At 66.3% G+C, this 26,335-nt stretch carries 28 protein-coding genes; 11 read left to right on the forward strand and 17 right to left on the reverse strand.

Annotation, left to right across the window (positions count from 1 at the left end; genetic code table 11):
* Nucleotides 1-139 precede the first annotated feature (139 nt).
* Nucleotides 140-274 (forward strand): hypothetical protein, encoded by a 135-nt coding sequence (locus tag ACIPV5_RS14065; RefSeq protein ID WP_285225713.1) that lies wholly within the window; start codon nt 140-142, stop codon nt 272-274.
* Between the two features lie 18 nt (nt 275-292).
* Here ACIPV5_RS14065 and ACIPV5_RS14070 read toward each other — a convergent pair whose 3' ends face one another.
* From ACIPV5_RS14070 to ACIPV5_RS14110, 9 genes are all read right to left on the reverse strand, one after another.
* Nucleotides 293-502 carry a hypothetical protein gene (locus ACIPV5_RS14070; protein ID WP_400341445.1) on the reverse strand — a complete coding sequence of 70 codons (210 nt, stop codon included), beginning with the start codon at nt 500-502 and terminating at the stop codon, nt 293-295.
* A 19-nt stretch (nt 503-521) separates the two neighbouring features.
* Nucleotides 522-1,643, reverse strand: a complete 1,122-nt coding sequence (locus ACIPV5_RS14075) for a hypothetical protein (RefSeq protein WP_400341447.1) — start codon at nt 1,641-1,643, stop codon at nt 522-524.
* A gap of 13 nt (nt 1,644-1,656) precedes the next feature.
* Nucleotides 1,657-2,415 (reverse strand): hypothetical protein, encoded by a 759-nt coding sequence (locus tag ACIPV5_RS14080; RefSeq protein WP_400341449.1) that lies wholly within the window; start codon nt 2,413-2,415, stop codon nt 1,657-1,659.
* On the reverse strand, nt 2,412-2,792 hold the full coding sequence (locus ACIPV5_RS14085; RefSeq protein WP_400341450.1) for a hypothetical protein: 381 nt from the start codon (nt 2,790-2,792) through the stop codon (nt 2,412-2,414). The genes ACIPV5_RS14080 and ACIPV5_RS14085 overlap by 4 nt, the downstream gene beginning before the upstream one ends.
* A gap of 73 nt (nt 2,793-2,865) precedes the next feature.
* The gene (locus tag ACIPV5_RS14090) at nt 2,866-3,552 is read right to left on the reverse strand and encodes an SOS response-associated peptidase (protein ID WP_400342154.1); all 687 of its coding nucleotides are present in this window, start codon (nt 3,550-3,552) and stop codon (nt 2,866-2,868) included.
* Nucleotides 3,553-3,656: 104 nt separating this feature from the next.
* Nucleotides 3,657-5,252 carry an ABC transporter permease gene (locus ACIPV5_RS14095; protein ID WP_400341452.1) on the reverse strand — a complete coding sequence of 532 codons (1,596 nt, stop codon included), beginning with the start codon at nt 5,250-5,252 and terminating at the stop codon, nt 3,657-3,659.
* Nucleotides 5,252-6,163 (reverse strand): ABC transporter ATP-binding protein, encoded by a 912-nt coding sequence (locus tag ACIPV5_RS14100; RefSeq protein ID WP_400341454.1) that lies wholly within the window; start codon nt 6,161-6,163, stop codon nt 5,252-5,254. Before ACIPV5_RS14100 ends, ACIPV5_RS14095 begins: the two co-directional genes overlap by 1 nt.
* 138 nt (nt 6,164-6,301) lie before the next feature.
* Nucleotides 6,302-6,928 (reverse strand): HXXEE domain-containing protein, encoded by a 627-nt coding sequence (locus ACIPV5_RS14105; RefSeq protein WP_400341455.1) that lies wholly within the window; start codon nt 6,926-6,928, stop codon nt 6,302-6,304.
* A 23-nt stretch (nt 6,929-6,951) separates the two neighbouring features.
* Nucleotides 6,952-7,542 carry a TetR/AcrR family transcriptional regulator gene (locus tag ACIPV5_RS14110; protein WP_400341457.1) on the reverse strand — a complete coding sequence of 197 codons (591 nt, stop codon included), beginning with the start codon at nt 7,540-7,542 and terminating at the stop codon, nt 6,952-6,954.
* A 67-nt stretch (nt 7,543-7,609) separates the two neighbouring features.
* Here ACIPV5_RS14110 and ACIPV5_RS14115 point away from each other — a divergent pair, with 67 nt between their 5' ends.
* A complete protein-coding gene (locus ACIPV5_RS14115) occupies nt 7,610-8,668 on the forward strand; it encodes a hypothetical protein (protein ID WP_400341458.1) in 1,059 nt (352 codons plus the stop codon).
* Nucleotides 8,669-8,732: 64 nt separating this feature from the next.
* On the opposite strand, the gene ACIPV5_RS14120 is transcribed toward ACIPV5_RS14115, so the two are convergent.
* The gene (locus ACIPV5_RS14120) at nt 8,733-9,998 is read right to left on the reverse strand and encodes a hypothetical protein (protein WP_400341460.1); all 1,266 of its coding nucleotides are present in this window, start codon (nt 9,996-9,998) and stop codon (nt 8,733-8,735) included.
* A 1,201-nt stretch (nt 9,999-11,199) separates the two neighbouring features.
* On the opposite strand from ACIPV5_RS14120, the gene ACIPV5_RS14125 reads away from it, so the two are divergent.
* Together ACIPV5_RS14125 and ACIPV5_RS14130 are read left to right on the forward strand one after the other, a co-directional pair.
* The gene (locus tag ACIPV5_RS14125) at nt 11,200-11,556 is read left to right on the forward strand and encodes a cupin domain-containing protein (RefSeq protein WP_400341461.1); all 357 of its coding nucleotides are present in this window, start codon (nt 11,200-11,202) and stop codon (nt 11,554-11,556) included.
* 182 nt (nt 11,557-11,738) lie between these two features.
* Nucleotides 11,739-12,128, forward strand: a complete 390-nt coding sequence (locus tag ACIPV5_RS14130) for a tetratricopeptide repeat protein (protein WP_400341463.1) — start codon at nt 11,739-11,741, stop codon at nt 12,126-12,128.
* 235 nt (nt 12,129-12,363) lie between these two features.
* Here the strand turns inward: ACIPV5_RS14130 and ACIPV5_RS14135 are convergent, their stop codons facing one another.
* Nucleotides 12,364-14,721: an arylsulfatase gene (locus ACIPV5_RS14135; RefSeq protein WP_400341465.1), complete on the reverse strand. Its 2,358-nt coding sequence runs from the start codon at nt 14,719-14,721 to the stop codon at nt 12,364-12,366.
* A 242-nt stretch (nt 14,722-14,963) separates the two neighbouring features.
* Between ACIPV5_RS14135 and ACIPV5_RS14140 the strand changes: the two genes are divergently transcribed.
* The gene (locus tag ACIPV5_RS14140) at nt 14,964-15,455 is read left to right on the forward strand and encodes a DUF1269 domain-containing protein (RefSeq protein ID WP_201471033.1); all 492 of its coding nucleotides are present in this window, start codon (nt 14,964-14,966) and stop codon (nt 15,453-15,455) included.
* 229 nt (nt 15,456-15,684) lie between these two features.
* Nucleotides 15,685-16,635: an FUSC family protein gene (locus ACIPV5_RS14145; protein ID WP_400341467.1), complete on the forward strand. Its 951-nt coding sequence runs from the start codon at nt 15,685-15,687 to the stop codon at nt 16,633-16,635.
* Nucleotides 16,636-16,678: 43 nt separating this feature from the next.
* Here the strand turns inward: ACIPV5_RS14145 and ACIPV5_RS14150 are convergent, their stop codons facing one another.
* A complete protein-coding gene (locus ACIPV5_RS14150) occupies nt 16,679-16,861 on the reverse strand; it encodes a hypothetical protein (RefSeq protein WP_400341470.1) in 183 nt (60 codons plus the stop codon).
* A gap of 45 nt (nt 16,862-16,906) precedes the next feature.
* Nucleotides 16,907-17,050, reverse strand: coding sequence for a hypothetical protein (locus ACIPV5_RS14155; RefSeq protein ID WP_157538179.1), 144 nt, complete (start codon nt 17,048-17,050; stop codon nt 16,907-16,909).
* Between the two features lie 229 nt (nt 17,051-17,279).
* Between ACIPV5_RS14155 and ACIPV5_RS14160 the strand changes: the two genes are divergently transcribed.
* A complete protein-coding gene (locus tag ACIPV5_RS14160) occupies nt 17,280-17,411 on the forward strand; it encodes a hypothetical protein (protein ID WP_268776162.1) in 132 nt (43 codons plus the stop codon).
* A 178-nt stretch (nt 17,412-17,589) separates the two neighbouring features.
* Here ACIPV5_RS14160 and ACIPV5_RS14165 read toward each other — a convergent pair whose 3' ends face one another.
* Nucleotides 17,590-18,831, reverse strand: coding sequence for a Fic family protein (locus ACIPV5_RS14165; protein WP_400341472.1), 1,242 nt, complete (start codon nt 18,829-18,831; stop codon nt 17,590-17,592).
* 733 nt (nt 18,832-19,564) lie between these two features.
* On the opposite strand from ACIPV5_RS14165, the gene ACIPV5_RS14170 reads away from it, so the two are divergent.
* Complete coding sequence (locus ACIPV5_RS14170) at nt 19,565-20,005, forward strand: GNAT family N-acetyltransferase (RefSeq protein WP_400341474.1); 441 nt, start codon at nt 19,565-19,567, stop codon at nt 20,003-20,005.
* Nucleotides 20,006-20,077: 72 nt separating this feature from the next.
* Here the strand turns inward: ACIPV5_RS14170 and ACIPV5_RS14175 are convergent, their stop codons facing one another.
* The 3 genes from ACIPV5_RS14175 to ACIPV5_RS14185 form a co-directional block, all read right to left on the reverse strand.
* Nucleotides 20,078-20,734 (reverse strand): hypothetical protein, encoded by a 657-nt coding sequence (locus ACIPV5_RS14175; RefSeq protein WP_400341475.1) that lies wholly within the window; start codon nt 20,732-20,734, stop codon nt 20,078-20,080.
* Nucleotides 20,735-20,841: 107 nt separating this feature from the next.
* Nucleotides 20,842-22,470, reverse strand: coding sequence for an MFS transporter (locus tag ACIPV5_RS14180; protein ID WP_400341478.1), 1,629 nt, complete (start codon nt 22,468-22,470; stop codon nt 20,842-20,844).
* Between the two features lie 163 nt (nt 22,471-22,633).
* Complete coding sequence (locus tag ACIPV5_RS14185; protein WP_400341480.1) at nt 22,634-24,001, reverse strand: D-alanyl-D-alanine carboxypeptidase family protein; 1,368 nt, start codon at nt 23,999-24,001, stop codon at nt 22,634-22,636.
* A 141-nt stretch (nt 24,002-24,142) separates the two neighbouring features.
* Between ACIPV5_RS14185 and ACIPV5_RS14190 the strand changes: the two genes are divergently transcribed.
* The 3 genes from ACIPV5_RS14190 (at nt 24,143) to ACIPV5_RS14200 (ending at nt 26,328) form a co-directional block, all read left to right on the forward strand.
* Nucleotides 24,143-24,793, forward strand: a complete 651-nt coding sequence (locus tag ACIPV5_RS14190; protein ID WP_053097678.1) for a hypothetical protein — start codon at nt 24,143-24,145, stop codon at nt 24,791-24,793.
* A 131-nt stretch (nt 24,794-24,924) separates the two neighbouring features.
* A complete protein-coding gene (locus ACIPV5_RS14195; RefSeq protein ID WP_400341482.1) occupies nt 24,925-25,767 on the forward strand; it encodes a CPBP family intramembrane glutamic endopeptidase in 843 nt (280 codons plus the stop codon).
* Between the two features lie 48 nt (nt 25,768-25,815).
* Nucleotides 25,816-26,328, forward strand: coding sequence for a GNAT family N-acetyltransferase (locus ACIPV5_RS14200; protein ID WP_400341484.1), 513 nt, complete (start codon nt 25,816-25,818; stop codon nt 26,326-26,328).
* Nucleotides 26,329-26,335: the final 7 nt, after the last annotated feature.

Raw genomic sequence — 26,335 nt, forward strand, 5'->3', positions numbered from 1 at the left:
GTGCCCACGGCTGACCCGAGCCCTCTGCCGAAGAGGAAGAAGGGAGGGCATCGGCCGCTCGCGCGCTGCAGACGCCGGCTGACGGGATCCGTCGCGCGGGGGATGACCGCGTGCACGCCGAGTCCGTAGCGTGAAGCGCATGGATATCGCTTCGATGATCATGGGCGGCTCGATCGTTTCGATCGGGTGGATCGCGTTCTGGCCGTGGGCACAGCTGAAACGACTTCGCGAGCTCGAGGCGACGGCGGCCGCAGATCCCGATCAGTCTTCGTAGCCGCGCCACAGGGTGGCATCAGGCGTCGTCGTTCGGTTCCCGTCCCTGGAGGGCGTAGCGCTCCACCGTGTCTGCGGCATCATCATGTCGCCGGATGAACTCGAGCGTCTCGTCGGTCGTGAAGGTCTTGCCTCCGCGCTCCGCGAGAGCCTCGATGCGAAGCGCCTCCATGCCCTCTCGGATCTCCTGGAGACGTGCGAGACGCGCCTGGTCTTCTGGGTCGGTCACGGTGTCTCCGTTCAAGTGCTCAGGTGGTCGCGATATCAGGAGTCAGGTCTGACGCGCCCGTCGGTTCTACATCCCGCTCGGGGTCGATCTCGCGCGTGCGCATGACAGCGTCGACGCCGAGAAGTCCTGCAAACCGCACAGCATCGCGCCCGCCGATGATGCGGTTCAGGGCGAACTTCGGCGGGAACTGCGCGAGGACAGAGATCTCCTCATCGAAGTAGTCGCCGGTCATCATCGCGAAGATGCGCGTGGTGTCCAGGGCGCGAAAGCTGTCGATCGACAGGATCGATGTCTTCACGCCGCCCCAGATGAGGCGGTCGAACTCTTTCTGGTTGGTCCAGTGCTGACGGATGCGCTTAGCGATCCCCGCGGACTCGGATGACGCGCCGACGTAGACCTGCCGGTACTCGTCGAGAACCATGATGTAGACCCCAGGCACGCCAACCCATTCGGTGAGATCTGTCACCTCGACCATGTCCGGGTGGCCGTCGAGCGCCAGCTGCAGAGTGGCCTCGAACTCGATCGGGTCAAGCGAGGCGAAATGGGCCATGTTCATGTCGAAGTTCGCCAGCGCGTCGGCCTGGTGCGAAGCGCACCACTCGTCGGTGAGGATGCGGTGCTCGTCGTCATCGAAGTAGCGACTCTGCCGGTCCCACGCTTCCGGGTTGGCATCCCGTGACCCGCGAGGCATCGAGGATCGCTTGTTGATCGTGGCGTACGTGTCGCGGGAGATCTTGAGGCCGAGACCGACATTGCTGCGCACCTTGGTGCCGAAGTGCGTGGCTCTCTCGATGCCGTCAGCACGCGGCCGACGCTTGCGCGGTATCGCGATGTTGACGCCCCATACCTTCCGGGCGAGACGCGTCTGCCAGTGGTGCCAGATGAGCAGGTGACCGGAGTCCGTCAGCGCATGCAGAGACGCGTTGGCGTTCGGACCGATGCCTACGTCGAAGATACGCGCGGGATCGAACTCGAGGTGCTCACCTGCGGGGATGAGACCGGCGCTGGTCAGCTCGAACGGGTCGGCATCGCGCACGAGGTAGCCGGACTCTTCGAGCTCGTGACGCAGCTCTTGCGCCCCCTTGGACGACTGAGCCCACACGAGTGTCTCGCGGGGTGTGACGGTGATCTCGAGGTGCATGCGGGAGCGCCGCTCAGAAGACGCGGATGCGGAAGCGATCCGCCGCGGTCTTCAGGTCGTCGTCGGTGACGAGGATCGGCTCAGCGGCCAGAGCGAGCACGTCGCGGGCTTCAGGGTGATCGAGCCAGATCGCCTTGCACCAGGCGGCGCCGTGCTTGCTGCCGAAGTGCACCCCGAGGGGCGTGCTGCCGGTGTCGAGAGTGAGGCCGTGCAGGTGCTCGGCGATGCGGGTGGTGACGTGACGCTTCTCGCTGCGGAGCGTGCCGGTGGTCAGGTGGGTGACGTTGAAGCTCGCCAGCAGTGGCCCGATCGCACCCTCGATGGCGGAGATGGAATCGGGGTGCTCGACGTCGACGAGCCAGCCGGGATCGGGGAGCACGACAGGGATGAGCCCGCGGTCGTATCGCCAGCCGGCGGGGATGGCACCGAGACCCATGAAGTCGCGATCCGACCACTCGCGAGCGATCTCCTCGATGTACTCCTCGAGGGAGAGCCCAGCGAACTCGGCATCCTTCGTGAGCGTGTCTGTCGCGCCGTTGGCGCGCTTGAAGCCGGAGAGCACCTCGGCATAGGCCGCAGATCGCGTCTCTGCGACGTAGAAGGTCTGACCGGGCACATCGTAGCGACCCCATGCCTGGCGCCACTTCGCAGCAGCGTCACGGGGCGCGCCAGACAGCGCGGGATAGTCGTTCTTCCCGACGTGGAAGCCGTAGGCGCCGGGGTCTGAGATGAGTCGGAGGCCGGTGACAGAGCAGGTCCGCGCAGTCGTCACGCGTCGGCGGTCCCGGCGATGAACGACTCGACCGCGTCAGCGACCTCACCATGACGGCCCTCGCGGATCGCCGTGATCGGGGTGTCTTCCCGCAGGTGTGGGTTTCCACCGATGAACCACTGCCGGGCGACGTGATCGCCGTCCGCTGCAGACAGGAGACTCCACTGGCGGTGAGCGAACGTCAGACGGTTCGACGCGTCCGAGCGCGGCTCAGGGCCGTCAGCCTTGGCCCAGCGGATCGGGAGCTTGCGGTCCTTGGAGCCCGCGAGCCCAGCGACGAGCGTCGGGCCGAGGGCCGCGTTGAGCTCGCGCACGATGTCATGGATGTCCATCCGCATCGTGCGGCTGTGCGCTGTGGTGGGGGTCAGGGTTTCCATGAGAGCAGTTTACCTCCTTACTACCCTATAAGCCACCCTAGTTACACCGACCGCAATACGCGCAGATCGCTGCTCAGGCGACCGGCTCCAGCAGGGTCGGGTCAGCCGGATCGACGGTGCGACTATTGCTGACTTTCCGGTCGACGATGTACTCACGGATCGTCGAGGCGACATCACTCGAAGTGTGCTCGAGCATCGCCAAGGTCTCGATCTTCCGATCCCCGGTGAGCTTCTCCGGTGTGAGCCAGGCATCCCAGGTGTCGGGCGCGAGGAACGCGGGCATCCGGTCGTGCACCTCGCCACTTGCGTCGCGTGCCTCACGGGTGATGACGACGAAGCAGCGTGACTTCTCGCCGTTCGGCAGTTCCATCGACCAGGTGAGCCCCGCGGCCGAGAGCAGCCCGTCGCCGTGAAGGAAGTGCGGAGTCTTCGGGGTCTTGTCGCCCGTCCACTCGAAGTAGCCCCGCATCGGAACGATGCATCGAGCAGCCGAGAAGGCGGGCGCCCAGAAGCCTGCTGCCAATTTTTCCATGCGGGCGTTTATGACCGGCCCGCCCTTGGGACGGTTCGCCGGCTTCTGCCAGTCCCAGCGCACGAGCTCGAGGATCCGACCCTCACCACGGTCACGCACGATCGGCGCGTTCTGAGTTGGAGCCACCGAGTAGGCGCCAGCCCACGACTTCCACCAGTCTTCGGGCTTACCGCCGTCGGCGACGTACTCCCGGATCAGCTCGTCGGTCTTATCGGCGGAGCGCAGTATTCCTTAGGGAACTATTCCCTCCATGTGGTCGGCGGCGGAGCAGTTCAGTCCTCGTGCCGGTGGCTCCGAACGATCTGATCCTCGACGCTCGACTTTCTCTCGGGTCAGGAGCGCGCGAGGTCTCGCCGGCGGAAACCTGCGAAGCCCAGGGCGAGGAAGAGGAGGGTGACGAGGCTGATCCAGATCAGTCCAGTCCAGTCAGCGTCACTCGAGGTGACGTTGGGGATGTGCCAGAACGGGCTGATGGCGAGGATCCAGTCCCAGAGCTGGAAGGTCGGACCGAGGATGGTCAGTGCGAACGAAGCGAGGACTCCGAGCCAGGCGGCGATGGACACTTGGGGACGGGCACCGATCACGGCCACTGCGAGTGCGACGACGGTCCATACCGCAGGGATGGTGGCCGTTGCTTGGAGGAGCACGTCGCCGAACGTGGCGCCGATATCTGCTGCGGCGGTGAGCCATCCGATGAGGCTACCGGCGACGAGCATGTAGATGGCCGGGGCGCCGAGGGCGATGAGCACGTTGCTGAAGTAGTAGCGAGGACGTGCGGTCGCGGTGGCGATGACGGGCTCGAGCCGGTCTTCCATTTCCTCGGTTCGGACTTTGAGCATGGTCTGGACGCCGGGGATGGCGGCGAGGATGCCGACCATGCTGAGGATGGTTACGAGGAATGCGCTGACGAGGTCGTCGGATGTGGCGGCACCGGCGGCGAGCATCTGTTGGATGGCCGGGTCCGATCCGAAGATGTCGGAGACTGAGGTCGCGAGGTAGCCGAACACGAAGCCGAGCGCGACGAATGCGATTCCCCAGCTGAGGATCGGGCCGCGGTTGATCCGCACCGCGAGCCGCCACGTCGAGCGGTCTTTCCCGCGTGCGGGTCCGGGTCCAGGGGCGACCGCTCCCGCCCCGAACTCCCGCCGCGATTGCAGCAGGAAGGCCACGGCGAAGAGGACGATGGTGAGCGCGACGGCCAGCAGCAGCGGCCACCAGTTGTTGTCGAGGGCCGGCTTGGTTTCGGTCATCCATCCGAGCGGGTTGGCCCAGATCACCCAGTCCGGCGCCTCCAACGCGTAGCTGACGCCGCGACCGATGAAGAGCACTCCGAGCGTCGCGACGGCCAGGGAGTTCGATGTGCGCGCGTCGGATCCCAGCTGTGCGGTGACGGCGGCGACGCCTGTGAACATCCAGGCGGTTGCGGACATGGTCGCGGCCAACAGCATCGAGGCGTTCCAGTCCCCGCCGCACAGCACCGTGACGAGTCCGGTGACGAGGCCCAGGATGATGGAAAATCCAAGGCACATTGCCACTGCTGCCATCAGCCGGGAGGCACGCCCCATCACTCCGGAGGCGAGAAGTTCCGCCTGTCCGGAGTCTTCCTGGGCGCGAGTTGCTCGGGTGACAGCGAAGATGACGCCGAGACCCGCGATGAGTCCGCCGAGAGCGAGCGAACGCCAGGCATTGAATCCGTCGGCGGTGGACAGGTCGAATGCCGGCCCGAAGATGATGGCCATCGCCGGGTTGGCGCCTACGGCACCGGCGAACGCTTGGCGGTCCTGCTCGGTCGGGAAGATGAGCGGGTACAGCATGGAGGACGCGGACAAGACGGTGGTCAGCAGCGCCCAGGGGGCGAGCATGCGGCCGTCATACCGGACATTCGCCCGCAGGAGGGGCGGCGTGCCAGCGATGGCTGTGCTGGCCATCAGGACGCCTCCTGCTCGGGGGTTCCAGGCTCGTAGAGACGCAGGAACAAGGACTCCAGCGACGGCGGCTCGACGGTCAACGCGGTGATCCCGAGCGGCGTCAGGCGCGCCATGGCCTCTCCGACCTCTGCGGCGTCGACGCTCGCGGTGAGCTTCGCACCATCCACGTGCACGTCGCTCAACCCGTGCAACACGGACTCGGTGATCGGTTGAGCGAACGTGGCGTGGATGGTGCTGCGGGCGCCCTTTTGCAGATCGGCGAGTGTGCCGTTCTGGACGATCTTTCCGTCGCGAATGATCGACATGCGGTCCGCGAGTGATTCCAGCTCCGAGAGGATGTGGCTGGAGAGCAGCACGGACGTTCCTCGTGCTTTGGCTTCGCCGATGACCTCTTGGAAGACGTTCTCCATGAGCGGGTCCAGCCCACTGGTCGGCTCGTCCAGAATCAGCAGCTCCACGTCCGATGCGAGAGCGGCGACAATCGCGACTTTCTGTCGATTGCCTTTCGAATATTGCCGGCCCCGCTTCGTTGGATCCAGTTCGAAGCGGTCGATCAGATCCTTGCGCCGCGTCTCGTCGAGACCACCTCGTAGAGTGCCGAGCAGGTCGATGGCTTCGCCGCCGCTCATCCCGGGCCATAGCGACACGTCACCCGGCACGTATGCGAGCCGCCTGTGCAAGCCGACAACGTCTTTCCAGGGGTCGCCGCCCAGCACGCGCGCCGTCCCACCATCGCCGCGCAGCAGCCCGAGCAGGACGCGGATCGTGGTGGATTTCCCAGCACCGTTGGGGCCGAGGAACCCGTGCACTTCGCCGCGAGCCACGTTCAGATCCAGTCCGCGGAGAGCTTGGAAGCGTCCGTAGGACTTGGTCAGCTTGTCTACCTCGATGACTGCATCCGTTGTCGACATAATCTTCTCCTTGAAATTGGGAGTACGAAGCTGCGAGGACGTCCCCGTTGAATAGCGTGCTGGCTACCGGATTGGCCTGAACGTGGGCACAAGTCTGGCAGCAGCGGCATCGCGGGTTCTAGGGCGACATGTCCCGGTCTACTGGACGGTTGGTGGGGTGCCCTTGATGTTCTTCGCGATGTTGCCGAGGAACTCGGAGTACGGCATGCCGCTGCTGCGGACGACGGTGAACTGCGCGATGGCGAGGGCGAGGATCAGGTAGAGGCCCGCCCACAGATAGTCGAGGCCATCGATGAGACCTTGCTGCGAGCCGATGACGATCCCCGTGATGGCGATGGGCAGCATCAGCACGACTGCGGTGAGCATGCCGGGTGAGTACGGCTTCTTCAGACGGAAGATGCCGATGGCCGCGACGTGGGCAAACGCCTCGAGGAAGCCCAGGTAGAGGGCGGCGACCTGCATGAAGACGATCTGCGGGAAGAAGAACGGGATGAACAGGACCACGATGACGAGGATGCCGGTGACGATCTCACCGAAGTGCCGGCTCTTCGCGGTGAAGTTGAGTTTGTTTGCGATCAGGTCGGTGAATCCGCCGGGGAATCGGCCTTCTTCCCAGAGGTGCAGGACGACGGCGAGGGACATCAGGCCCGTGGCGCGCTGGAGGACGGGCATTGAGGGCCATGCGATGAGCGTGTAGATGCCGATGGCGAGGCCGATGGCGGTGAAGATGTACAGGTTGTAGCGGGCGAGGAACTTCATGGTCATGCCCTTCATTTGGTGAGCGGCCGCTAGGCCGGGTGGGGTTCGAGAGAAAAGCCGAGGAGGACTCCCTGACGGATCTCGGCGGTCGGGGTCTGCGGGTCGATGGCGACCCTCAGCACGAATCCGAAGAGTGCAGAGAGCACGGCGTCGGCGGCTTCGGTGGCTGTGGCAGGCGGCTGGTGCGCCTCGATGTACGGGGTCAGCGCCTGGGTGAGAAGCATGCGGAGCTTGCGCAGATTGTCGCCCATGAGTTCGGCGAGCTCGGCATCGCGGGGCATTTCCGCCCAGACCTGTAGGAGGACGTGCGCCTGCGCCACTTCCGCTCCGATCTCGCTCAGCAGGTGACCGAGCAGCCTGCTCGGGGCGATCTCGCCGCCGTCGCGGACTTCGTCGAGCATCCCGGTGAAGCGGTCCTCGAGAACGCTCGACACGGCGAACCGGAGGAGCTCGGCCTTGCTGTCGAAGTGCGAGTAGATCGACCCGGACGACAACCCGGCCTCGGTGATGATGTCCGCCATGGACGTGCCGGCGAAGCCCTGACGCGCGAAGCACCGCAGCGCCGCTTGCGCGATCTGGTTTCGGCGTTCGGTCCGTCGAGCCTCCGTGATTCTTGGCATACAAAAAGACTGCCTGATCTGTTAGCGTGTGTCAAACAGATTGCTCAATCTCTTTGGAAGGATCATCATGGCGTTCGCCACATCCCAAGGGAAGCCCGACGCTCCCCGCCCGCACACCAAATGGGGAACGGCCCTGGGCCTCGGCATCCTGGGCTCGCTTGCAGTCGCCCTGATCTTGCTCGCCTTCACGTGGCCGAGCAAGACATCGGAACCCCAGAACCTCCCGGTCAGCATCGCCGGCCCCGAGGCGGCAGTTACGGCGTTCGAAGACCTCATCGACACCGCATCGCCCGGACTGTTCGACTTCGTCGAAGCGGACGACCGTGGCGATGCTGTCGACCAGATCAAGACCCGGGAGACGTACGGTGCCATCATTCTCGCCGCACCTCCTGAGGCGCCCGAGGTCCTCACCGCGCCCGCAGCGAACGCCGCGGCAACCCAGATGCTGACCGGCGTCGCAACGCAGCTCCAGACGCAACTCACTGCACAGGTCACGGCGGCCGGCGGCGACCCGTCGACCGCGACCGTGACCGTGACCCCCGTCGTCCCCCTCGCTGAGAGCGACCCCACAGGTGCCGGACTGGCCGTCGCCGCGCTCCCGCTCACCATCGGTGGGATGCTCGGCGGCGTGCTCGTATCGATGCTCATCGTCGGACCCATGCGCCGGCTGCTTGCACTCGTCGGCTTTGCTACCGCCTCGGGCCTGTTGCTCACTCTCATCCTGCAGACGTGGTTCGAGTACCTTCAGGGCGATTTCTGGTTGAACTCGCTCGGTATCGGGGTATCGATCCTCGCCACCGCCGCGTTCATCGCCGGCTGCACGTCACTCATCGGACCCCGGGGGCTCGGCGTCGCGGCAGCGATCACGATCCTGTTTGCCAACCCCCTGTCCGGTGCGGCCATGCCGTGGCAGTTCCTCCCCGAGCCATGGGGTGCCATCGGCCAGTACTTCGTACCCGGCGCAGCCAACGACCTCCTCCGCTCGCTGAGCTACTTCCCCGACGCCAACACCGCACCGCAATGGCTCATCCTCAGCGCGTGGATCGCGTTCGGCGTCATGCTCACGCTCGTTGGCCACTACCGGACCCGCTCTTCTGTACGAGCCGCAGAAAATCCCGTCACCTGACTCGCGCGCATCAGGAGCTTGTCCTTGGCGAGAAGGGGAGGACGGCTGGCTGCGCAAGCGATCCCTATCGGCGCAGCCCCGGGTAGGTCGACCAGGTCCCGCCGGCCTTGCTCTTTCGGCGGTCGGCGGTGTGGTTGCCGATCCCGATGACGTCGGCAACCACCGCCGCGGGCATGCGCATCGCCGGCAGGTTCATCCGTGTTTCGCGGGAGATGCGTGTGCGGATCCCGATCTCCGTGAGGCGCAGCCGGATGTAGGCCGCGGTCATGTGCCGGCCGGGTGAGAGCCCCTCGAACAGCCAGCCGGAGTCCCCTGCGGCATACCCTCGCCGGGATGGTGCGGAGAGTTGTCTGCGGACGAGGTTGCCGACTACGTCGTCGAGCACGACAGGGGTGATACCGAACTGCACTGTCACCCGCTCCGCAGTGGCGTCAATCTGATCGCGAGTCATACTGACGGCGCGGCCAAGTATCTGGGCATAGAGCAGCACGAAGAGCCCGGCGACGCGCACTTCAAGCTCCACATCCTCATCATCGAGGAGACGGTCGATGCCACTCCACAGCTCCTCTTCTGTCATGTTTGACATCGTGTTCCGGGCGGCGCGGACATTTGTGCTGAGATCGCCGGCCAACCGTGATCGGGTCGCCCACCGCACGAAGTGCTCGACAGGCTCCCGCGTCTTCACGCGGGCGATGTAGCGGTCGAGCGTGCGCTGATCCAGGTCGCCGACGGTCAGCTCTCTGGCATCCATCCAGGTCAGGAATCGGACGACCGCAGCGAGATGGCTCCGCTGTCCGCGGAAGGCTTCCAAGGACAGGTCTCGACCATGGTCTCGGTAGCGGCGGTGCAGTTTCGGCAGGATGGCCCCTCTGTAGAAGCGGCGAAGCTTGTTTCCGGTGGGGCGCTCGAGCGTGGCCGCCAAGGCGGCGACGTGCAGCGTGAGCTCGTGCTGGAACACGTGGATCTGCGGCAGCACACCGGCCTCGATGAGCAGACGCCGGAAGTAACGCGTTGACGGCCGTTGCGGCAGAAGATCAAGTGCCGAGTGGTCGAGAGGCAGTGCACCGGTTGCCATGCCTCTCAGCGTTTCGGTCACGTGCGGTCGCCGGAGCCAGCGGACAATCGAGCGCGGGTCCATCGGAGCCTTCGCGAGGTGTTCGCGGAGCCTGGTCAGCTCGACAGGCGCCTCTGCCACGGTGCCGATGAGCTCGTCCAGACGCGCCTGCAGCCTGCAGCGGCCGCAGTTAGTTCCGGTCAGGAACTCCTCACTGCCGCAGGTGCGGCACGCAAATCGGGGCGATTGGCCGGCGCAGGCCGCGCAGGTGATCACGCCTTCATCGGTGATGAAGGCGAGGACTCGGATGTTCCCGCACGACGGGCACTCAGCCGGGTTCCGAGGGTGACGGGTGGCAGCGCGTGGAGATCCCCTTCTCCGATTTCGCAGCTCCAGCATGGGCGCCGGACGCCGCCTTCGATCCGACCTCTGTGACGCAATTGGGGTTCTACCTCGGAGGTGAGGGAGCCGGTGAACTTCGCGTGGACGATGTGGTCACCGTCGTCCAGGCAGTGAACCCGGATCCGGGTGAGGAGCCTGGGGCTGAGAATCCTGGCACCGGCGACCCCTCGAGCGGCGGGGTAGGCGCTGATGGATCCGGGGCTGGGAACGGCGGAGAAGACCTGGCAAGCACAGGAGGGGCTGTCGGGCCGTGGATGTTCGTAGGGGTAATCATCCTTGCCCTTGGAGGAGCACTGCTCGTATGGGGACGTCTGCGCAGGAGCTGACGGAAACGCACGCCGACGTTAACGGCCGCCCCCGATGCAGTGGGGGCGGCCGTCAACGCTCGCTACTTCTCTCCCTTGTTTCGGGCGACGGCGATACGACTCCGGAGTGTGAAGCGTGGATCGACACCGGCGACCACTCGTTTCAGATCGTCGAGGAGCCGCGGCGCTGTGCGTTGCCGGACAGTCCGGATAACTGGTCTAATCGTGGCCAATGGCCTAGAGGTTGAAGTGAGATCGGGCCGCCGGATAGTTGCGATAAGTGGTCTTATCGTCGGTAAACGGCCAGACAGGGAAGTAAGAAGGGGCTGAGCAGATGAGAGCGCGTTTCCAGTGCTGGCGCGGGGTTCCAGCGCGACACGCAGACTTGATGCCGAAGCTGGGAGATCGCAATACGCTCGAGTCGAGTGCCCGTCTGATGTCTACGTTGGGACCATGACTCAACGCGGATCGAAGTTGATGGCTGTCATCGGCGCGTCAGCGGGACTGGTGGGGGCGGCGACAGCCGTGCTGTTCTTCCTCCAGCCCTGGAGAAGCTGTCCCTATGAGGACACATCCGTCGGGTGCGCCATGCTGCCTAACGACGCGGCAGTGATGGTGATCGCGCTTGGTGTCGCCGTCGTTGGCGCCGGGGTGTTCACTGTCGGCAGGCTTCTTTCTCGTCGATCCCAAGGTGTGCGTACTTCCTAGAGCATGTGTCCGGGCGCGCGTTCGCACTAAGCGCCGACCATTTCGTCTGGAAGGATCGAAGGATGCCCGAAGCTGTCGATGTCACCAATGCTGATCACTACGTGTGGGGCGAGGTCTCCGACGGGTGGCGACTACTCGACAGTCCAGGGCTGTCGGTGATCGAGGAGCGAGTACCGGCCGGAGCCGGCGAAGAGTGGCACGTGCACGACACTGCGACGCAGTTCTTCTACGTGCTCGAAGGAACCGCTCAGATGCAGACCGCCGAGGGCGCCGTCGACCTCGAGGCCAGACAGGGTGTCGAGGTCCGGCCTGGGCTCGCTCACCGATTCTTCAATCCAGGTGCCGCGGAGACGCGGTTCCTCGTGATCAGTACCCCGAACACGCGAGGAGACCGACGGCCCGTCGCCGTCGCGCTCTGAGGCGTGTGCTTCGGATAGCGTGACCGAGTACGGTTCCACCGCCGTGCACCGGGGGGCCACGATGGCAACGGACAAGCTGAACGCTGAGCTGGATCGGATCTTCCAGGAGCGAGAGCGAGAACATGGCGCCGACGATCGCGGCGCTTCGCCCGATCCTGGAGAAGCACCCACACGATCCGCGCGTGCTCTACGAAGTCGGCGGCGCGTTCGACACCGCCGGCGAAGAGGTCATGGCGAAGGGTTACTACCGGCGCGCCCTCGAGAACGGACTCCACGGCGACATCCGCCGCCGGTGCTTCCTCCAGTACGGATCCACGCTGCGCAACCTCGGCGATCTGGACAGATCAGCAGAGGTGTTCCGCACTGCGCGCGAGGAGTTCCCGGACGACGTGGCGCTGGGCGCATTCGAAGCGCTGACGCTGCATGCGCAGGGGCACGCGAACAGAGCATTGGGGAGCTTGTTATTGCTACTCGCGGATCACGTGCATGTCGATGAGCTCGAGCGGTACAAGCCTGCGATGCGGGGAAACGCCGACTACCTGGTCTCGCTCGACGCGCATGAGCACCGTTGAACGCAGCGCGCATCTCACAGGACCGGTGCATCGCCCTCGCGAGATGAGGGTCGCGCACCCTCGGGCGGAGATGGTGCGATCCTGAGTCTGTCAGCGGGCGCCGGGGGGCGTGCGCTGACATCGGGTGTGACGCCCGGCGGGCACCGGCGTCACCCGGGATGCCCCGCCGGCGTTACCTCCCTCGAGGCGGGGCATCCCACATCGAGGACGTCTCGCTCCCCGTAGTCTCACGCGTTCATTGCTTGAGCATCGCGACGGCCAGCTTGTGCTCGTCGTCGATCAGGTGGGAGTGGTCGTCATCGCCGAGGTCGATGCGTACCCAGCCGATCGTTCCGGTGAACGCGTTGCCGGTGGCGGCGTAATCGGGCGAGACCGGCGACGCGAGGTCTTGGCCGACATCGACGGTCTCGTCGAAGGTGAACTGGTAGGGGATTGTCTTCTCGATCCGACCTTCGCCGATCTTGTCTTCGCCGGCGAAGAGAGTGACCGTGCCGCCTTTCGCGACGCCGCCTCCGTCGTAGGCGAAGTGTGCTCGCAACTCGCGGTCCCCAATTGGCGCAGGCTCGTCAGAGCGCACGATGTCGACGGTGATGCCGAGCAGGTTGTACGCGAACGCGAGAGCACCATCCTTCAGGTAGAACGACCAGCCTCCGTACGCGCCTCCTTGCGCGATGAGCACACCGTCAGCACCCGCGTCGGGGATCGATACCTGCGCGGTGACGGTCCACGACTTGTTCTTGATGTTGATCGTGGTGTTCTCGCTCATGCGCTTCATACCGGGATAGAACTTCTGCGTGTCGCTGACGACGAGTTGCGGCCGGCCGGCGATGTCCGGGTTCATCCGCTCGGCGGAGCGGATGTCGAGGGGGAGCACGTTGAAGCGTGCCGCCTGGATGAGGAACAGCCGCTGCAGGTGAGCGAGGCGTTCGGGTTCCTCGGCGGCGAGGTCGTTGGACTGTGTCCAGTCTTCCTCGACGTTGTACAGCTCCCAGACGTCGTCGTCGAGGCCATGGGATGACGCGAGCCAGGGATCCTTATGCTTCGCGACGGCCGTCCAGCCCTTGTGGTAGATCGCGCGGTTGCCGATCATCTCGAAGTACTGGGTCTCGTGCTGCTCGGCCGCGTCGGCATCCGCGTCAGTGAAGGTGTAGTTCATCGCCGTGCCCTCGTAGGGGCGTTGGGTGACACCGTTGACGATGCTGGGCTCGGGGATTCCGGCGGCTGCGAGCACGGTGGGTGCGACGTCGATGACGTGACTGAACTGGTTGCGGATGCCGCCCTTCTCCACGCCGCCGTTCGGCCAGCTGACGATCGTGCCGTTGCGGGTGCCGCCCCAGTGGCTCGCCACCTGCTTGGTCCACTGGTATGGGGTGTCCATCGCGTGAGCCCACCCGACGGCGTAGTGGTTGTAGGAGCGCGGGGTGCCGATGTCGTCGATGTGATCGGCGACGTACTGTTCGGTCTCGATCTCGTTCATGTGGTTGATCGTGAAGCTCTCGTTGGTCGTGCCGTGCATCGACCCTTCGGCACTGGCGCCGTTGTCGCCGATGATCACGTAGATGAGGGTGTCGTCGAGGATGCCGAGCTCTTCGTAGGCGTCGAGTAGCCGGCCGACGTGGTGGTCGGCATAGGCGAGGAATCCGGCGTAGACCTCCATCTGGCGGGCGAGAGCGGGCTTGATCAGATCGCTCATCTCGTCCCACGCGGGGATGCCCGGGCTGCGCTCGGTGAGTGCGGCGTCGGGCGGGATGACGCCGAGCTCGAGCTGGCGCGCGAATGTTTCCTTGCGGACCTCGTCCCAGCCCTGGTCGAACTGTCCCTTGTACTTGTCGGCCCACTCAGCAGGCACATGGTGTGGTGCGTGGGTGGCGCCGGGGGCGAAGTAGGTGAAGAACGGCACGTCGGGCGCGAGAGACTTCTGCTCGCGGGCCCAGGCGATCGCTTTGTCGGTCATGTCGCCCATGAAGTGGTATCCGTCTTCGGGGGTGCCCCAGGGCTCCACGGGTGTGGTGTTCTCGTACAGAGCCGGGTACCACTGATTGGTCTCGCCCCCGATGAAGCCGTAGAAGTACTCGAAGCCGTTGCCGGGACTCGGCCATCCATCGAATGGGCCGATCGCGCTCGCCTGCCACACGGGGACCTCGTGGCACTTGCCGAACTGAGCCGTGTTGTAGCCGTTGAGCTTCAGCGTCTCAGCGAGCGGAGCGCAGCTGTTGGGCCGCAACGAGCTGTATCCGGGAGCGGAGGTGGCGATCTCGGTGATCCCGCCCATACCGACGGTGTGGTGGTTGCGACCGCTGAGCAGCGCCGCCCTCGTGGGTGAGCACAGCGCCGTGGTGTGGAACCGGGTGTACTTCAACCCGGCTGCCGCGACGCGCTCGAAGTTCGGGGTCTGCACGGGTCCGCCGAAGGAGCTGGAAGCGCCGAATCCGGTGTCGTCGATGAGCACGATCAGGACGTTCGGGGAGCCCTCAGGGGGGCGCACCGGGGTGATCGGCGGGAACGTGGTGTCGGGGTCGGTCGCGTCGTAGGTGACCGTGCCCGTGTAGGCGAGGTCCGGGATCGGAAGAACAGAACGCTGCACGTCGGACATCGCCACTCCCTGAGGTACGGCGAGCCGCTCTCGCCCTGTGCGGTCGAGCGTATGCGCCACGCTCGAGGCGGAAACGGGCGGGTCACCCTTCGAAGGTGAGGGGCGGGAACGCCCCGTCCCGCTAGGCCGCATCCTGTATCTGGCAGGCGGCGCCGGTGGCGTTGTCCGGCCGTTCCAGGCTCAGAACCATCTGCCGCCGAGAAGGAGCTTCTTGACGGCACTTCCACGAAAGCAGGATCCCCATGGCCGATCTCATCGTCATCGCATACGACTCCGAAGCGGACGCGGAAGCGGCGTACAACCGGGTGCAGGAGCTGCAGGGCGACCTCGTCGTAGAGCTCGCCGGGCTCGCACTCGTCAAGGTTGACGGCGAGGGTAAGACCAAGGTCGAATACCCCGGGACCACCGGCAAAGTGGGCGCCGGTGCCGCCGGCGGGGCTCTCTTCGGCGGACTGATCGGGATCCTCTTCTTCGTCCCCTTCGCGGGACTGATCTTCGGAGGACTCTTCGGTGCCCTGTTCGCGGGCCTGGACAAGACTGGCTTGGACGCCGAGTTCCGCAACCGCGTGAAATCGACGGTCACCGCCGGGAAGTCCGCCATCGTCCTCTACGCCGTGAAGCTCACCGAGGACAAGTTCGCCGCAGCGCTCGCTCCGTACAACGGCACCGTCGTGCAGACATCACTGTCGGAAGAAGACGAGAAGGAACTCATCCACGACCTGGGCTCGCACTGATCGATCGCTACGCGTGCGCTGAGGCGGTCGGCCCCAGATTCGTCGCGCGGGACGAATCTGGGGAGGCTGCTGCACGACCCGTAGCCGACGCACCACCTCCGCAGCCGGCCCCATGCCTCTCAACGCCGGCGTCGGCGATGGGCGGCATCGTCACTCCACCTCGTTCGGGTAGGCCATGAACGATCCTCGTTCGGCGCTGGCCCACCGCCCAATCCAGTGGCATTGGACGATGTTCTTGCTCGGTGCGGTGTACGCCGTGCCCGCGATGATCGTCATGCCGTTCAGCCCAACAGCGGGGCTCGCTCTCGCGGTCGGGGTCATCCCGGTCGCCGCATTCGATCTTCCCGGCTACCGCAGAGGTCGACGCATCATCCCCCTCGTGGGGCTCCTCAGCGCTGTGGGGTTCCTGACCGGCTCTCTCTTGACGCAGGTGCCGTTCCTTGCGGTTTGCGCCATGTTCGGCCTCGCCGTCGGCTGCACCTGGTGGGCGCGGCAAGCTCGAGCGGGCGCGCTGGCACTTGCGGTGGTTTTCCCACTCACGGGCATCGCGTTGTCCTATCGCGATCTCGCGGAAGGTGCCCTGGTTGCGGTCCTCATGCTCGCTGGATCCCTCTACGCGTGGGGCGTGTCGATGCTCTGGCCGGAGAGGCAGGTCGCCCCTCCTGCGCGTCCATCTACCCCGACGCGGCAGGAGGCACTCACATACGGCGCCCTTCTCGGTATGGCAGCCGCGATCGCCGCGCTGCTCGGATACGTGCTCGAACTGGAGCACGTCGGCTGGGCGACGGGAACTGTCCTGCTGGTGATGCGACCCGGCCGAGAGCAACTCGTCTTGCGTGGTGTCGGGCGAGCAGCGAGCGTCGTGGCCGGCGCCTTCGCTGCGGCATACATCGCCGGACTTGATCCCCCTGTCGCAGTCACGGTCGTCACCGTCGGACTGGCCGTCGCTGCCCTCGCGGCAACCCAGGGCAGCCGGTGGTACATCGCTCCGGCGTTCACCACCTATCTCGCGCTCACGCTCATCTTGCAGGGCGTCGGAGAACGACCAGGACTCCGCTTTGCCGAGCGGGCACTCGAAACGCTCATCGGCGTCGCCCTGGCACTGCTGTTCGGCGCCGTGATTCCCATCCTCATCCGAGCGGTGCGCACCGCTTCGCAGAAGCAGGTCTCCAACGGCTAGAGGGCAGGCGACCAGTTGGCGATCACTCAGTGAGCAGATCAGCTTAGAGCTGGGCGGCGCCCGCGGCGTCAAGCGCGAGGATCTCGTCTTCGGGCACCTTCCGCAGCCGCTTGCTGAACGCCGCTTTGGTCACGAGGACTGCCTCGCGCTCGTTGTCGTTGATGACCTGACGCAGAGCGACCAGCTCGTCGGTGTCGTGCGGGGTCGTGCTGTAGATGAGAGCCATCGGTGTCTCCTCGAGGTCGTGTGTGGGGTGAGCGTCGAGCGCAGGTCAGTCGATCTCGCCTGCCTTCAGCGCGCGCTTGATCGCTTTCATCGACCGCCAAGGGCGACCCTTCAGCGCGTCGTCCTGCGTGATGACGAGAGCTCGGATGTGCCGGGCGGTCTTCTTGTCGATCGGTTTCTGTTCAGGCATGGGGCCACTTATTCGGGGTCAGGGTCGGTCGTGACGAGCGGGGTGGAGGCTCGCTGAGCAACTGAGGTTTGTGAGGTTGTAAACACGTAAACCCCGGAATCACGCGGATCGACGAGGACTCCGCATAGTGAGGTTTCTGAGGTTGCGGTCGCCAGCCGCACTGGCTGTCTGACCGGATCCGTCGCGCGGGGGATGACCGCGGGCACGCCGAGTCCGTAGCGTGAAGCGCATGGATATCGCTTCGATGATCATGGGCGGCTCGATCGTTTCGATCGGGTGGATCGCGTTCTGGCCGTGGGCGCAGCTGAAACGGCTTCGCGAGCTCGAGGGAACTGCAGCCGCAGGTCCGGACCCGGATTAGACCTCGTTCAGAGGCAATGCGCGCTCGGATGCGCTCGATTGCTGGGGGTCTCTGTCGAAGTGCCCCAGCAATCGAGCGCACGGGAGCGCGCGAAATCGCCGAGATTCCGGGGAAGTCGGATCGGGGGTCATAAGCAGTGCGGACCCGCCGGGGCTTATGACCCCGCGCTGGCTCGCGGCTAGCCTCGAGTGGTCATCCGGCGGATCTGCTCGGCGTATCCGTCGAGGACCTCGAAGATTCCCCGGTGCTGCCAGACGCGGTTGCGTCCCTGGCCGGTCGTCTCGGTGAGCACCCCGCGATCGGTGAGTGTGTCCAGCGCGCGCAGCGCCGCCATCTCGCCGAGTCCGAGCGCGCTCATGAGGTACTTCGTGTTCACAGCCGGCTGGCCCACGAGCGCGGGAAGGACCCTCCAGACCGCAGCGTCGGAGCGGACGCCCTGGAGTAGAGCGCGGGACTCGTCCAGCTGCGCGACGAGATCGTCGACCAGCTGCGTCCCCGTGGACGCGGCGATGCGACTCGCCATGGCGAACTCGCGGATGATCGGGGCAGCGTCGCCGGCTCGGAAAGCGGTCAGCGCCTGGAAGTAGCGCCCGGTGTTCACGAGCAGTCCTGCAGAGATCGGTACGGCGGTGGAGCCGACGAGACCCTTGTTGCGCAGGATCGACTGCGCGAGCGCGCGGCCGGTGCGGCCGTTGCCGTCGACGAACGGGTGGATGGTCTCGAACTGGGCGTGCGCGACAGCGACCTGAACAAGCACGGAGATGTCCTGGCGCTTCACGAATCTGACCAGGTCACCGATCGCACCGGGAATCCGGTCGTGGTGGGGAGCTATGAACTCCGCCTGGCGGGGGCCGGCGTTGCCGGGGCCGATCCAGACCGGTTCTTGGCGGTAGAGACCTGCTTCGTGCTCGAGGCCGGATTGGTGGCGCAGCAGAGCGTGGTGCATCTGCAGGATCGACTCCTCGGAGATCTCGTCCGAGAGCGCGAGGGCTGCCTCCATGGCGCGGACGTTGCCGATCACCGTGAGCGCGTTGGCCTTGTCGCCTTCATCGATCTCGGCGAGAGCGAGCTGCTTCGCCGACGTCGTCAGCTGCTCGATCTGCGAGCTGGACGCAGACTCTGTGCGCAACAGGATCGCGGTCATCGGACCCAGGGCCGGGTTGTCGGTGCCCAACGTGCGCTTTGCATGCTCGTCGAATGCGACCAGCTGGCGCGTGGCGTCTTCCACGTCAGCGGCGTCTTCGCTCGGGACTTGCGGGCTCCACTCGGCGATCGGAGCCGTGACCGTCGCCTCATACGGCCCGGTCTGACGCACAACCTCGGCCCGCGAGAACATCTCCGGTGCCCGCGGCTTCCAGTCCAGGGTCTCGCTCGAGACGGCATCGATGGGGATGCGGGTGCTGGGCGAAGACGTCGGCATCACATCATGATACCAACACTTATGGAACTAGGTGTTGGTAGGGGGTGGCTTAACCCGCGTCTGGCGCTAAGAGCTATCTGCGGCGAGATCATCTCGCCGGATGAACTCGAGCGTCCCTTCGGTCGTGAAGGTTCTACCTCAACGTTCGGCGAGAGCCTCGATCCGAAGCTCCTCCATGCCCTGTCGGATCTCCTGGAGACGTGCGAGACGCGCCTGGTCTGGTGGGTCGATCATGGTGCCTGTCGATGACCTTGAGCGGTACAAGCCCGCGATGCGCGGCAACGCGGAGTACCTCGTCACTCGATGTCTAGTTGAGTCTTGTGGGAATGGATTCGACCGGGGATCCTGAATCTGCCGGATGGCGCCGGGGGCGATCATCTGGCCGGAGTGACTCCGGCGGGCATCGGCCTCACTCGGGGCGCCTCGCATCAGCGTTCCTCTCTCGCGCGAGGCGTCCCGCATCCGTCCTCCGCGACGAGAGGCCCGGGAGGTCACAGCGGTGATGCCGTGTGTCGACGAAGCCAGCGGATCGCTGAGCTGTCGCCGCACCCAGATCGCACCGTCGGACAGCGCCACGGATCGAGAGGCGGCGCATGATCGAAGAAGAGCTGGGCCGGCCCCGACTCTCCGTCGTCGCGCCAAACTGATGTGGTCTCTGTGGCGACACAAAGGCCAAGGCCGGGTCTACCGGCTCGATCGGGTGAAGGGGCGGCGGACTGTGCTGACGCGAAGATTGACCGCAGATGAAGTGCGCAATCACGCGCCGCGCCTCCTTGAGCTTCAGCACGAGGCGTACGCTGTCGAGGCTCGGCTGATCGGTGACGACCGCATTCCGCCGCTCCATGAGACGGCGTCCGACCTGCTTTCGGCTGGCTTGGAGTGGCTGGTCTGCGTCGACGAGAATCACCAGATCGCCGGAGCGGTGGGATACGTGATCCAGAATGACGTCGTCGACCTCGACCGCCTCATGATCGACCCCACCCATCACCGGAAGGGCCTGGGCGCCGCGTTGGTGGGGCAGGTCATGTCGCTCGCGCCCCAGACGGTCGTCGCGACCGGGCGCGACAATGCCCCAGCTCGAGCGCTGTACGAGTCCCTCGGCTTCGTGCACCAGTCGGATGCCGAGCCGATTCCCGGCCTCTGGGTCAGTCGCTACTCTCGCACCGGAGCGTGAGGAGTACGAGACAGGGCCGACTCACCCTTCGCCTGACACTCGACTCCGGATGCTCCCGCCTCACGCCCGCGCTCACGCGCAGGATTCGTACGGCGGCTCGTCTAGCGTCGTCGCCGTCACTCCCCAGATGATGTCGGTTCCGGCGGTGTAAGTCAGGAAGACCGAACCGGTGCCGGCTTCCGACTCGATCGCGAGATAGCGGCGATCGCCGACGCTCTCGACTTCGACCGCGTCAGGGTAGACGGCCAGCGCCTGGTCGAGCCGAGAACCGAGACCGATCCCCTCAGCGGTCAGCGGGCCGACGGCCGGCTTGCCTTCGAGGTCGACGGGTGAGGCGGACACCTGCACGAGGTCGACCACCGCGGGGTCTTGCTCCGAGACCTCGGGGCGCTGAACGGTGAGCATGTATCCGTCGGTCTCCGTGGACGCGAGCCACGGGCAGGCGTCAACCGGAGCGGCACCCGCCGCCGCCACAGCTTCGTCGTAGGGCGCGCCGAGTTCCACGTCTCCGATGCCCGATGGGCTGACGCCCGCGGTCGGCGTGGAGGATGCGCTGGGCGATGGACTCGGCGCAGGATCAGCGGATGCCGTCACCGTCTGCGTGACCGTCGGGGTGGGGGACGCGGGGGCTGCGCATCCGGCCAGCAGCGCAGCCGTGACCGCCATCCCGAACAGGGGCGAGAGGATGCGTGCACGGCGAACCTGGGGTCGTCTGGTGTCGATATCCATGCTTCGACGCTATCGGCGCGGTCGTGACCAGCCCGTCGATTCTCACGGGATTCCCAGATGCCTCGGCATCCGAAGGCGGATGCCTTCTTCTGTCCCCCTGAGGCCGTTCAGCGCTGAGGTCCAGGTCTCCTGCGGGGCGGCGTGGGCTCGGGAAAGTAGTGCACCTCTCTGGGCTCGCCTTCGGTGTGCGCCCGCGCGGTCGCCTGGATCTCACGGTCGCGACCGGTCAGTCTCTGGGTCTGCTGCCGTCGGTACTCACCCCAGGACGGGACCATGAAGGACTCGAGCAGCAGGTCCTGCTCTTCGCCGCTGCGGAGGAGAGTCCATCGGTACCCGCCGGTTCGCCGCCGCGAACTCTCCACCAGTCGCATGGATTCTCGGAACGCGTCGATGCTGTCGGGGCGCACGGTGTAGGTGATCTGCACGAGAACGGGGCCGTCTGTCGGCTGGGGGTCGAGGACGAGGGTCGGGGTGGGCCACGACATCGAGACGGTCCGGTCGACGGTGCTCGTGCCCGGCAGAAGCGGCAGCCACATCACACTGGCTGCGATGACGACGAGCAGCGCCGCGGCCACGGCCAGCGATGTCGCCGTGCCGACTGCTCCGGCCAGGGCGCCCCAGCCGAACGACCCGGTGGCCATCGTTCCCATGAAGACGAGGATGTAGATCGATGCTCCTCGCGATCGCACCCACTGCGGGAGGGTCAATTGCAGTGCGGCGTTCAGCACGGTGAGCGTGCCGATCCAGGCGACCCCGGCGAGAACGAGCAGCAGCAGCATGGGGACGAACGGCAGCCTTGCCGCGGCGAGCGTGCCGGCTGCGAACAGCACAGCGCTCACCGCGATCACCGCGTTGTCCGAGAACCTCTTGCGGGCGATGGGCAGAACGAAGATGCCCAGCACGGCCCCGGCGCCGAGCGCTCCGAGCAGGAAGCCGTATCCGCTCGCTGTGAGGTCGAGGCGTTTGGCGGTCACGGGAAGCAGCGCCCACAGTGCGCTGGCGGGCAGGGCGAAGAGAGCGGACCTCAGAAGGATGCGGCGCACGAGGTGGGCGGATGAGACGTACCGGACTCCTGCCCGCAGCGCGGCCGTGAAAGGTTCCCTGTCGTCGAGTCCGCTCTGCGGCGGCCGTCGCCACCACAGAAGGGCGACGACTGCTCCGATGAAGCTGAGCGCGTTGATGCCGAAGACCACGGGCGCGCCGAACAGCGACAGCAGCACGCCAGCGAGCGCGGGGCCGACGGCGCGGGCACCGTTCACCGTGACGCCGCCGAGCGCGGAGGACGCGCCGATGAGCGGGCGGGGCACGAGTTCCGGTTGGATCGCCTGCCAGGCCGGGGACGTCAGCGTGGAGGTGATCCCGAGCAGGAACGTGAAGCCGAGGATCGTCCACGGAGTGAGCTCGTTCAGGGCGGCGATGACGGTCAGCGCCGCGGCGATCACGGCGCTCGCCACCGACCCCCAGATCAGCAGTCTGCGGCGGTCGAGGGAGTCGGCGAGAACCCCCGCGGGGAGGGAGAACAGCACGGCCGGGGCCAGACTCGCCGTCTGCACGAGGGCGATGATGGTCGCGCTGGCCGCGGCGTCGACGAGGTACCACTGTGCGCCGACGGTCTGCATCCAGGTGCCGATGTTGCTGCCCAGCTGCGCGAACCACAGCACCCGGAATGCCGGGATGGCCAGCGGCGCCCAGGCGGAGACGGCGGCGGATCTCGGTGCCTCAGGTCGAGAGGTCATCGGGTCCGCTGACATATCCGGCTGTCCTTCCGCAGAGCACATCGGGCCTGGCGCCTCGATGCAGATCGTATAGCCGGAGAACGCAGGCGGAGGCCGATCGGTCGATCTTTCGACTTTCGTCCGAAGGTCGGCACGCAGCGTTCCGATGCGCGGTCGAGCGGCCTCAGCCCTCGGCATCCGTCGCGGAGCCGAGCTCGGACGGGTGGGTGAGGCGCCACCACTCGGTGGGAGGATCGATGGTCCCCGAGATGGTCACCGGCGCAGTGACGGTGTTCGGTCCGGCGGTCCAGGTGACGGTCCCCACGGCCGTGCCGTCGCGGTAGGTGGGAGGGGTGTCGATGTCCATCGTCAGCTCGATCGGCGTGTCCGACCAGGTGAAGATTGATGCGTCCTCGCCGATGACCAGGGTGGCGGTGGACCCCCAGGGTGTCGAGATCGTTCCGATCTCCTGGCCCTCGCTCGCGACGGGCACCTCATGGAAGCCGGAGCGGATGCTCTCGAGCTCGGCGATCACGGTGGCATTCACCGACTCGCGCGATGATCCGCCGAGGACGACGCCGGTGATCGCGAGCGGATCGGCCGCGCCCACGTCGAGCGTCGCCGTGTACAGCAGGCTGTGCGTGCCCTCGCCGAGGTTGCCGGTCTTCAGTCCCGTGATACCGGCGGTGCCGAGGAGGGCGTTCGTGTTGATCAGCTGACCGGCGCCGGGGATCGAGACCGAGGGGGTCGCGGCGATCCGAGCGATCGCCGGATGCGCGGCGGCGAGCTTCGCGACGGCCAGCAGATCGGCGGGCGTGCTCGTGTTGCGCGGACTGATGCCGGTGGGCTCGGTGACCGTCGTTCCGGTGAGGCCGTGGGATGCGAGCCAGGCGCGCGTCGCACTGAGGAAAGCGCTCTGCGACCCGAAGATCCGGGAGGACAGCGCGTCGGCGTAGTTGCTCGCGGAGGGGATGAGCATGACGGCCAGGGCATCGTGCAACGACATCGAGGTGCCGGTGGGCATCGGAGCGATGGTCGCGCCCTGCACGTAGTACTGGTCGTAGAGGTCGTGATCGGCCTTGCCGAACGTGATGGTCGGTCCAGGGTCGTCTGCGGAGGCGAGCGGTGACGCGTCGAGGATGACGAGGGCGGTGATGAGCTTGGTGATGCTCGCGATCGGGAGCGGCTCGCCCGTCCCCGTCGCGGACCACGCGCCGCTCGCCCCCTCGCCCAGGTACGCGTCGGCGCCGGACACGCTGATCGCTGAGGCCGCAGCCGTATGCGTGGCGACGGCAGCCGCGTCGCCGACCGGGACCTGCGGTGCGCGTGCGGTCACGGCCGGCGGATCCACCGGAGCCGTGAGCGCCCACCCGACGTACCCTCCGGTCACGGCCAGCACCAGGACCACGCAGACGGCGGTGATGATGAGTCCTCGTCGCCGGCGTCTTCTGCGCACCGCGGGGTCGACCCGATCACCGCTGAACTCCTGCTCATGCGCCATGAGTTCCGCGAAATCGGACAGCCCATCCACCGGCTGCCCGGGTGCCGTCATCGAGAGCCCCTCATCGCGTCCACCCGTCGCTCGCATTCCGCAGAAAAGGCCATCCTCTCGTATGCCGGCATCCTCCGGTATCCGCCGTTCGGGGGACAGCAACCGGTTGAAAGCCGAACGGCGATCCGATGGACTGACGGGATGCGATCGACGACTCCGATGCCGGGCAACCCCTGGCCGCACGACATGTCCATCACCGTGGAGGACAGGCCACAGCTCCTGCTCGAGTTGCTCTGGATTCGAGAGGCGCACGATCTGCGTCCCGTCGGCGAGACGCTGCCGCCGAGGCTGATCGAGATGCCCGCGGCTGCGGCGAACCCGGTGGATGCCGTCACCCGCGACCGCTGGTCGGCAGCCTGGTCGCGGATCTGGGAGGACGTGCTCGCGCACGCCGCCGTCGAACCCGACCGAGGTCTGCTCGATGCGGTGTTCAGCTCAGACCTGAGCTCGACGGAGCGGGAGCGCCTTCTGCGCGAGCTCGTCGGGCCGGCATGGCGAGACGACTTCGGCGGCGATGTCTTCGACGATGAGGCATATCGGGACTGGGAGCGGCGCGGCTTCGATTCTCACGTCGAGACACGACCGACGACGCTCGCCGAGAGTCCCGAGCATCGAGACGTCGAGGCGCTCGCGGATGCCTGGCGTCGCGGCCTGCTGAAGGTCGTGACCATCCCGTGCCGCGAGTTGCACGTGCGACAGATCGGCCCTCACGCGCTGTTGGTCACCGATGAGGTGCGCAGCGACAGCGCGCAGTATCGGTCGGCTCTGGGCTCGTTCGCTCCGAAGGGGTGAGCGATGTCTCTGCGTCAGTCGGCGAACGACGAGCGGAGGTTCCGCAACCCTAGGATTTGCCAAGGAGACCGGAAGCTCGCTCTCATGCGGCGCCGACGGGGCGCCGTCCGACGAATCAGGGGAGCCTCAGGATGAAGACCGCAATCGAACGTCCCCGCAGCATCTGGCTCGCCCTCGGGGTCGTGGTGTTCTACGTGCTGTGTGCGTGGGGGCTCGGGAACCTCCTCAGCGGGCTGGTCGGCGACGACGGCTCGTTGGCGGACTTCTCCCTCGGTCACTTCATCCCCCTCGCCGTGGGCATCGGCGGCGTTCTGCTGTTCCTGCGGTGGGCAGGCTGGGGTGCCGAGGTGTGGAGGGAGCGACCGACCCCGACCCTCACCCCTCGCCGGTGGTGGCTGATCTCGATTCCCGTGCTCGCGTTCGCCGTGCCGGTGGTCGAGCTGTTCGACGTGCCCTGGGCTGAGCGCTCGCTCGGCTTCCTGGCCGTCGTGGCGCTGGGAACGCTGATGGTCGGCTTCGGTGAGGAGCTGGTGATCCGGGGCGTCTTGCTCACAGCGGTCCGCGCGCGCTTCGACGAGTTCGCCGTGTTCCTCCTCACGTGCTTCGTGTTCGCGCTCGCCCATATTCCGGGTTACCTGTTCAGCGGTCTGCCGCTCTTCATCATCGCCTTCAATGTGATCGCCCTGATGTCAGCCGGCGCCACCTACTACTGGATCCGTCGCGTCACCGGACGCATCTGGGTCGCCATGCTCATTCACGCTCTCACCGACTGGGTCCTCTACGTCGGGTCCGACGTCGGGCTTCCGTCCGCATCGGTCCCCGTGCAGCATTCGCCTGCGGATGACTCGGGGACCGGAGCGCTCGGATACGTGGAGAGCCTGCTTCTGATCCTGCTGGCGACCAGCGTCATCAGCGTCATTCGGGAGAGCCGACGCGACAAGCGCAACGCGCTCAGCGACGGCACGGGGGTCTAGGCAGCGACGGATCTCACGTCGCGTCCCGCGCTCTGGCAGGCTTCTGGCATGCATGTGACGATCACTCCGGCGCCCTCTGCGACGTGGGAACGCTACCGAGACCTTCGGCTGGCCGCGCTCGCAGAGTCCCCGGAGATGTTCGGGTCGACGCTGCAGCGGGAGTCCGCGTTCGGCGACGACGTCTGGCGGAGCCGTTCGACTCATCCCGGAGCATTCATCGCGAGCATCGATGGCGAGGACGTCGGGATCGGCGGCGTCTACGACATGAGTGGCCGCTGGGTGGTCAACGGGGTCTGGGTCGCACCGGGGCACCGGGGTCAGGGAGCCGTCGACGCGCTGATGGTCGCCTGCGCGGACTATGTCTCCTCCCGCGGAGCGGACACGATCCATCTCGGTGTGATGGAGAGCAACCCGCGGGGGATCGCGGCGTATACGCGCCTGGGATTCGCGCCCGATGGGACGAGCGAGACGCTCCCCGACGGACGGATCGAGATCATGATGTCGCGGCCCGTGGCCACGGGCGGGGCCGAACATCCCGGCAAACGGTCGCCTTCGGACTGAGGTATCC

Origin of the sequence: Microbacterium sp. NPDC090014 (assembly GCF_044748285.1) — a bacterium.
GTDB lineage: Bacteria > Actinomycetota > Actinomycetes > Actinomycetales > Microbacteriaceae > Microbacterium.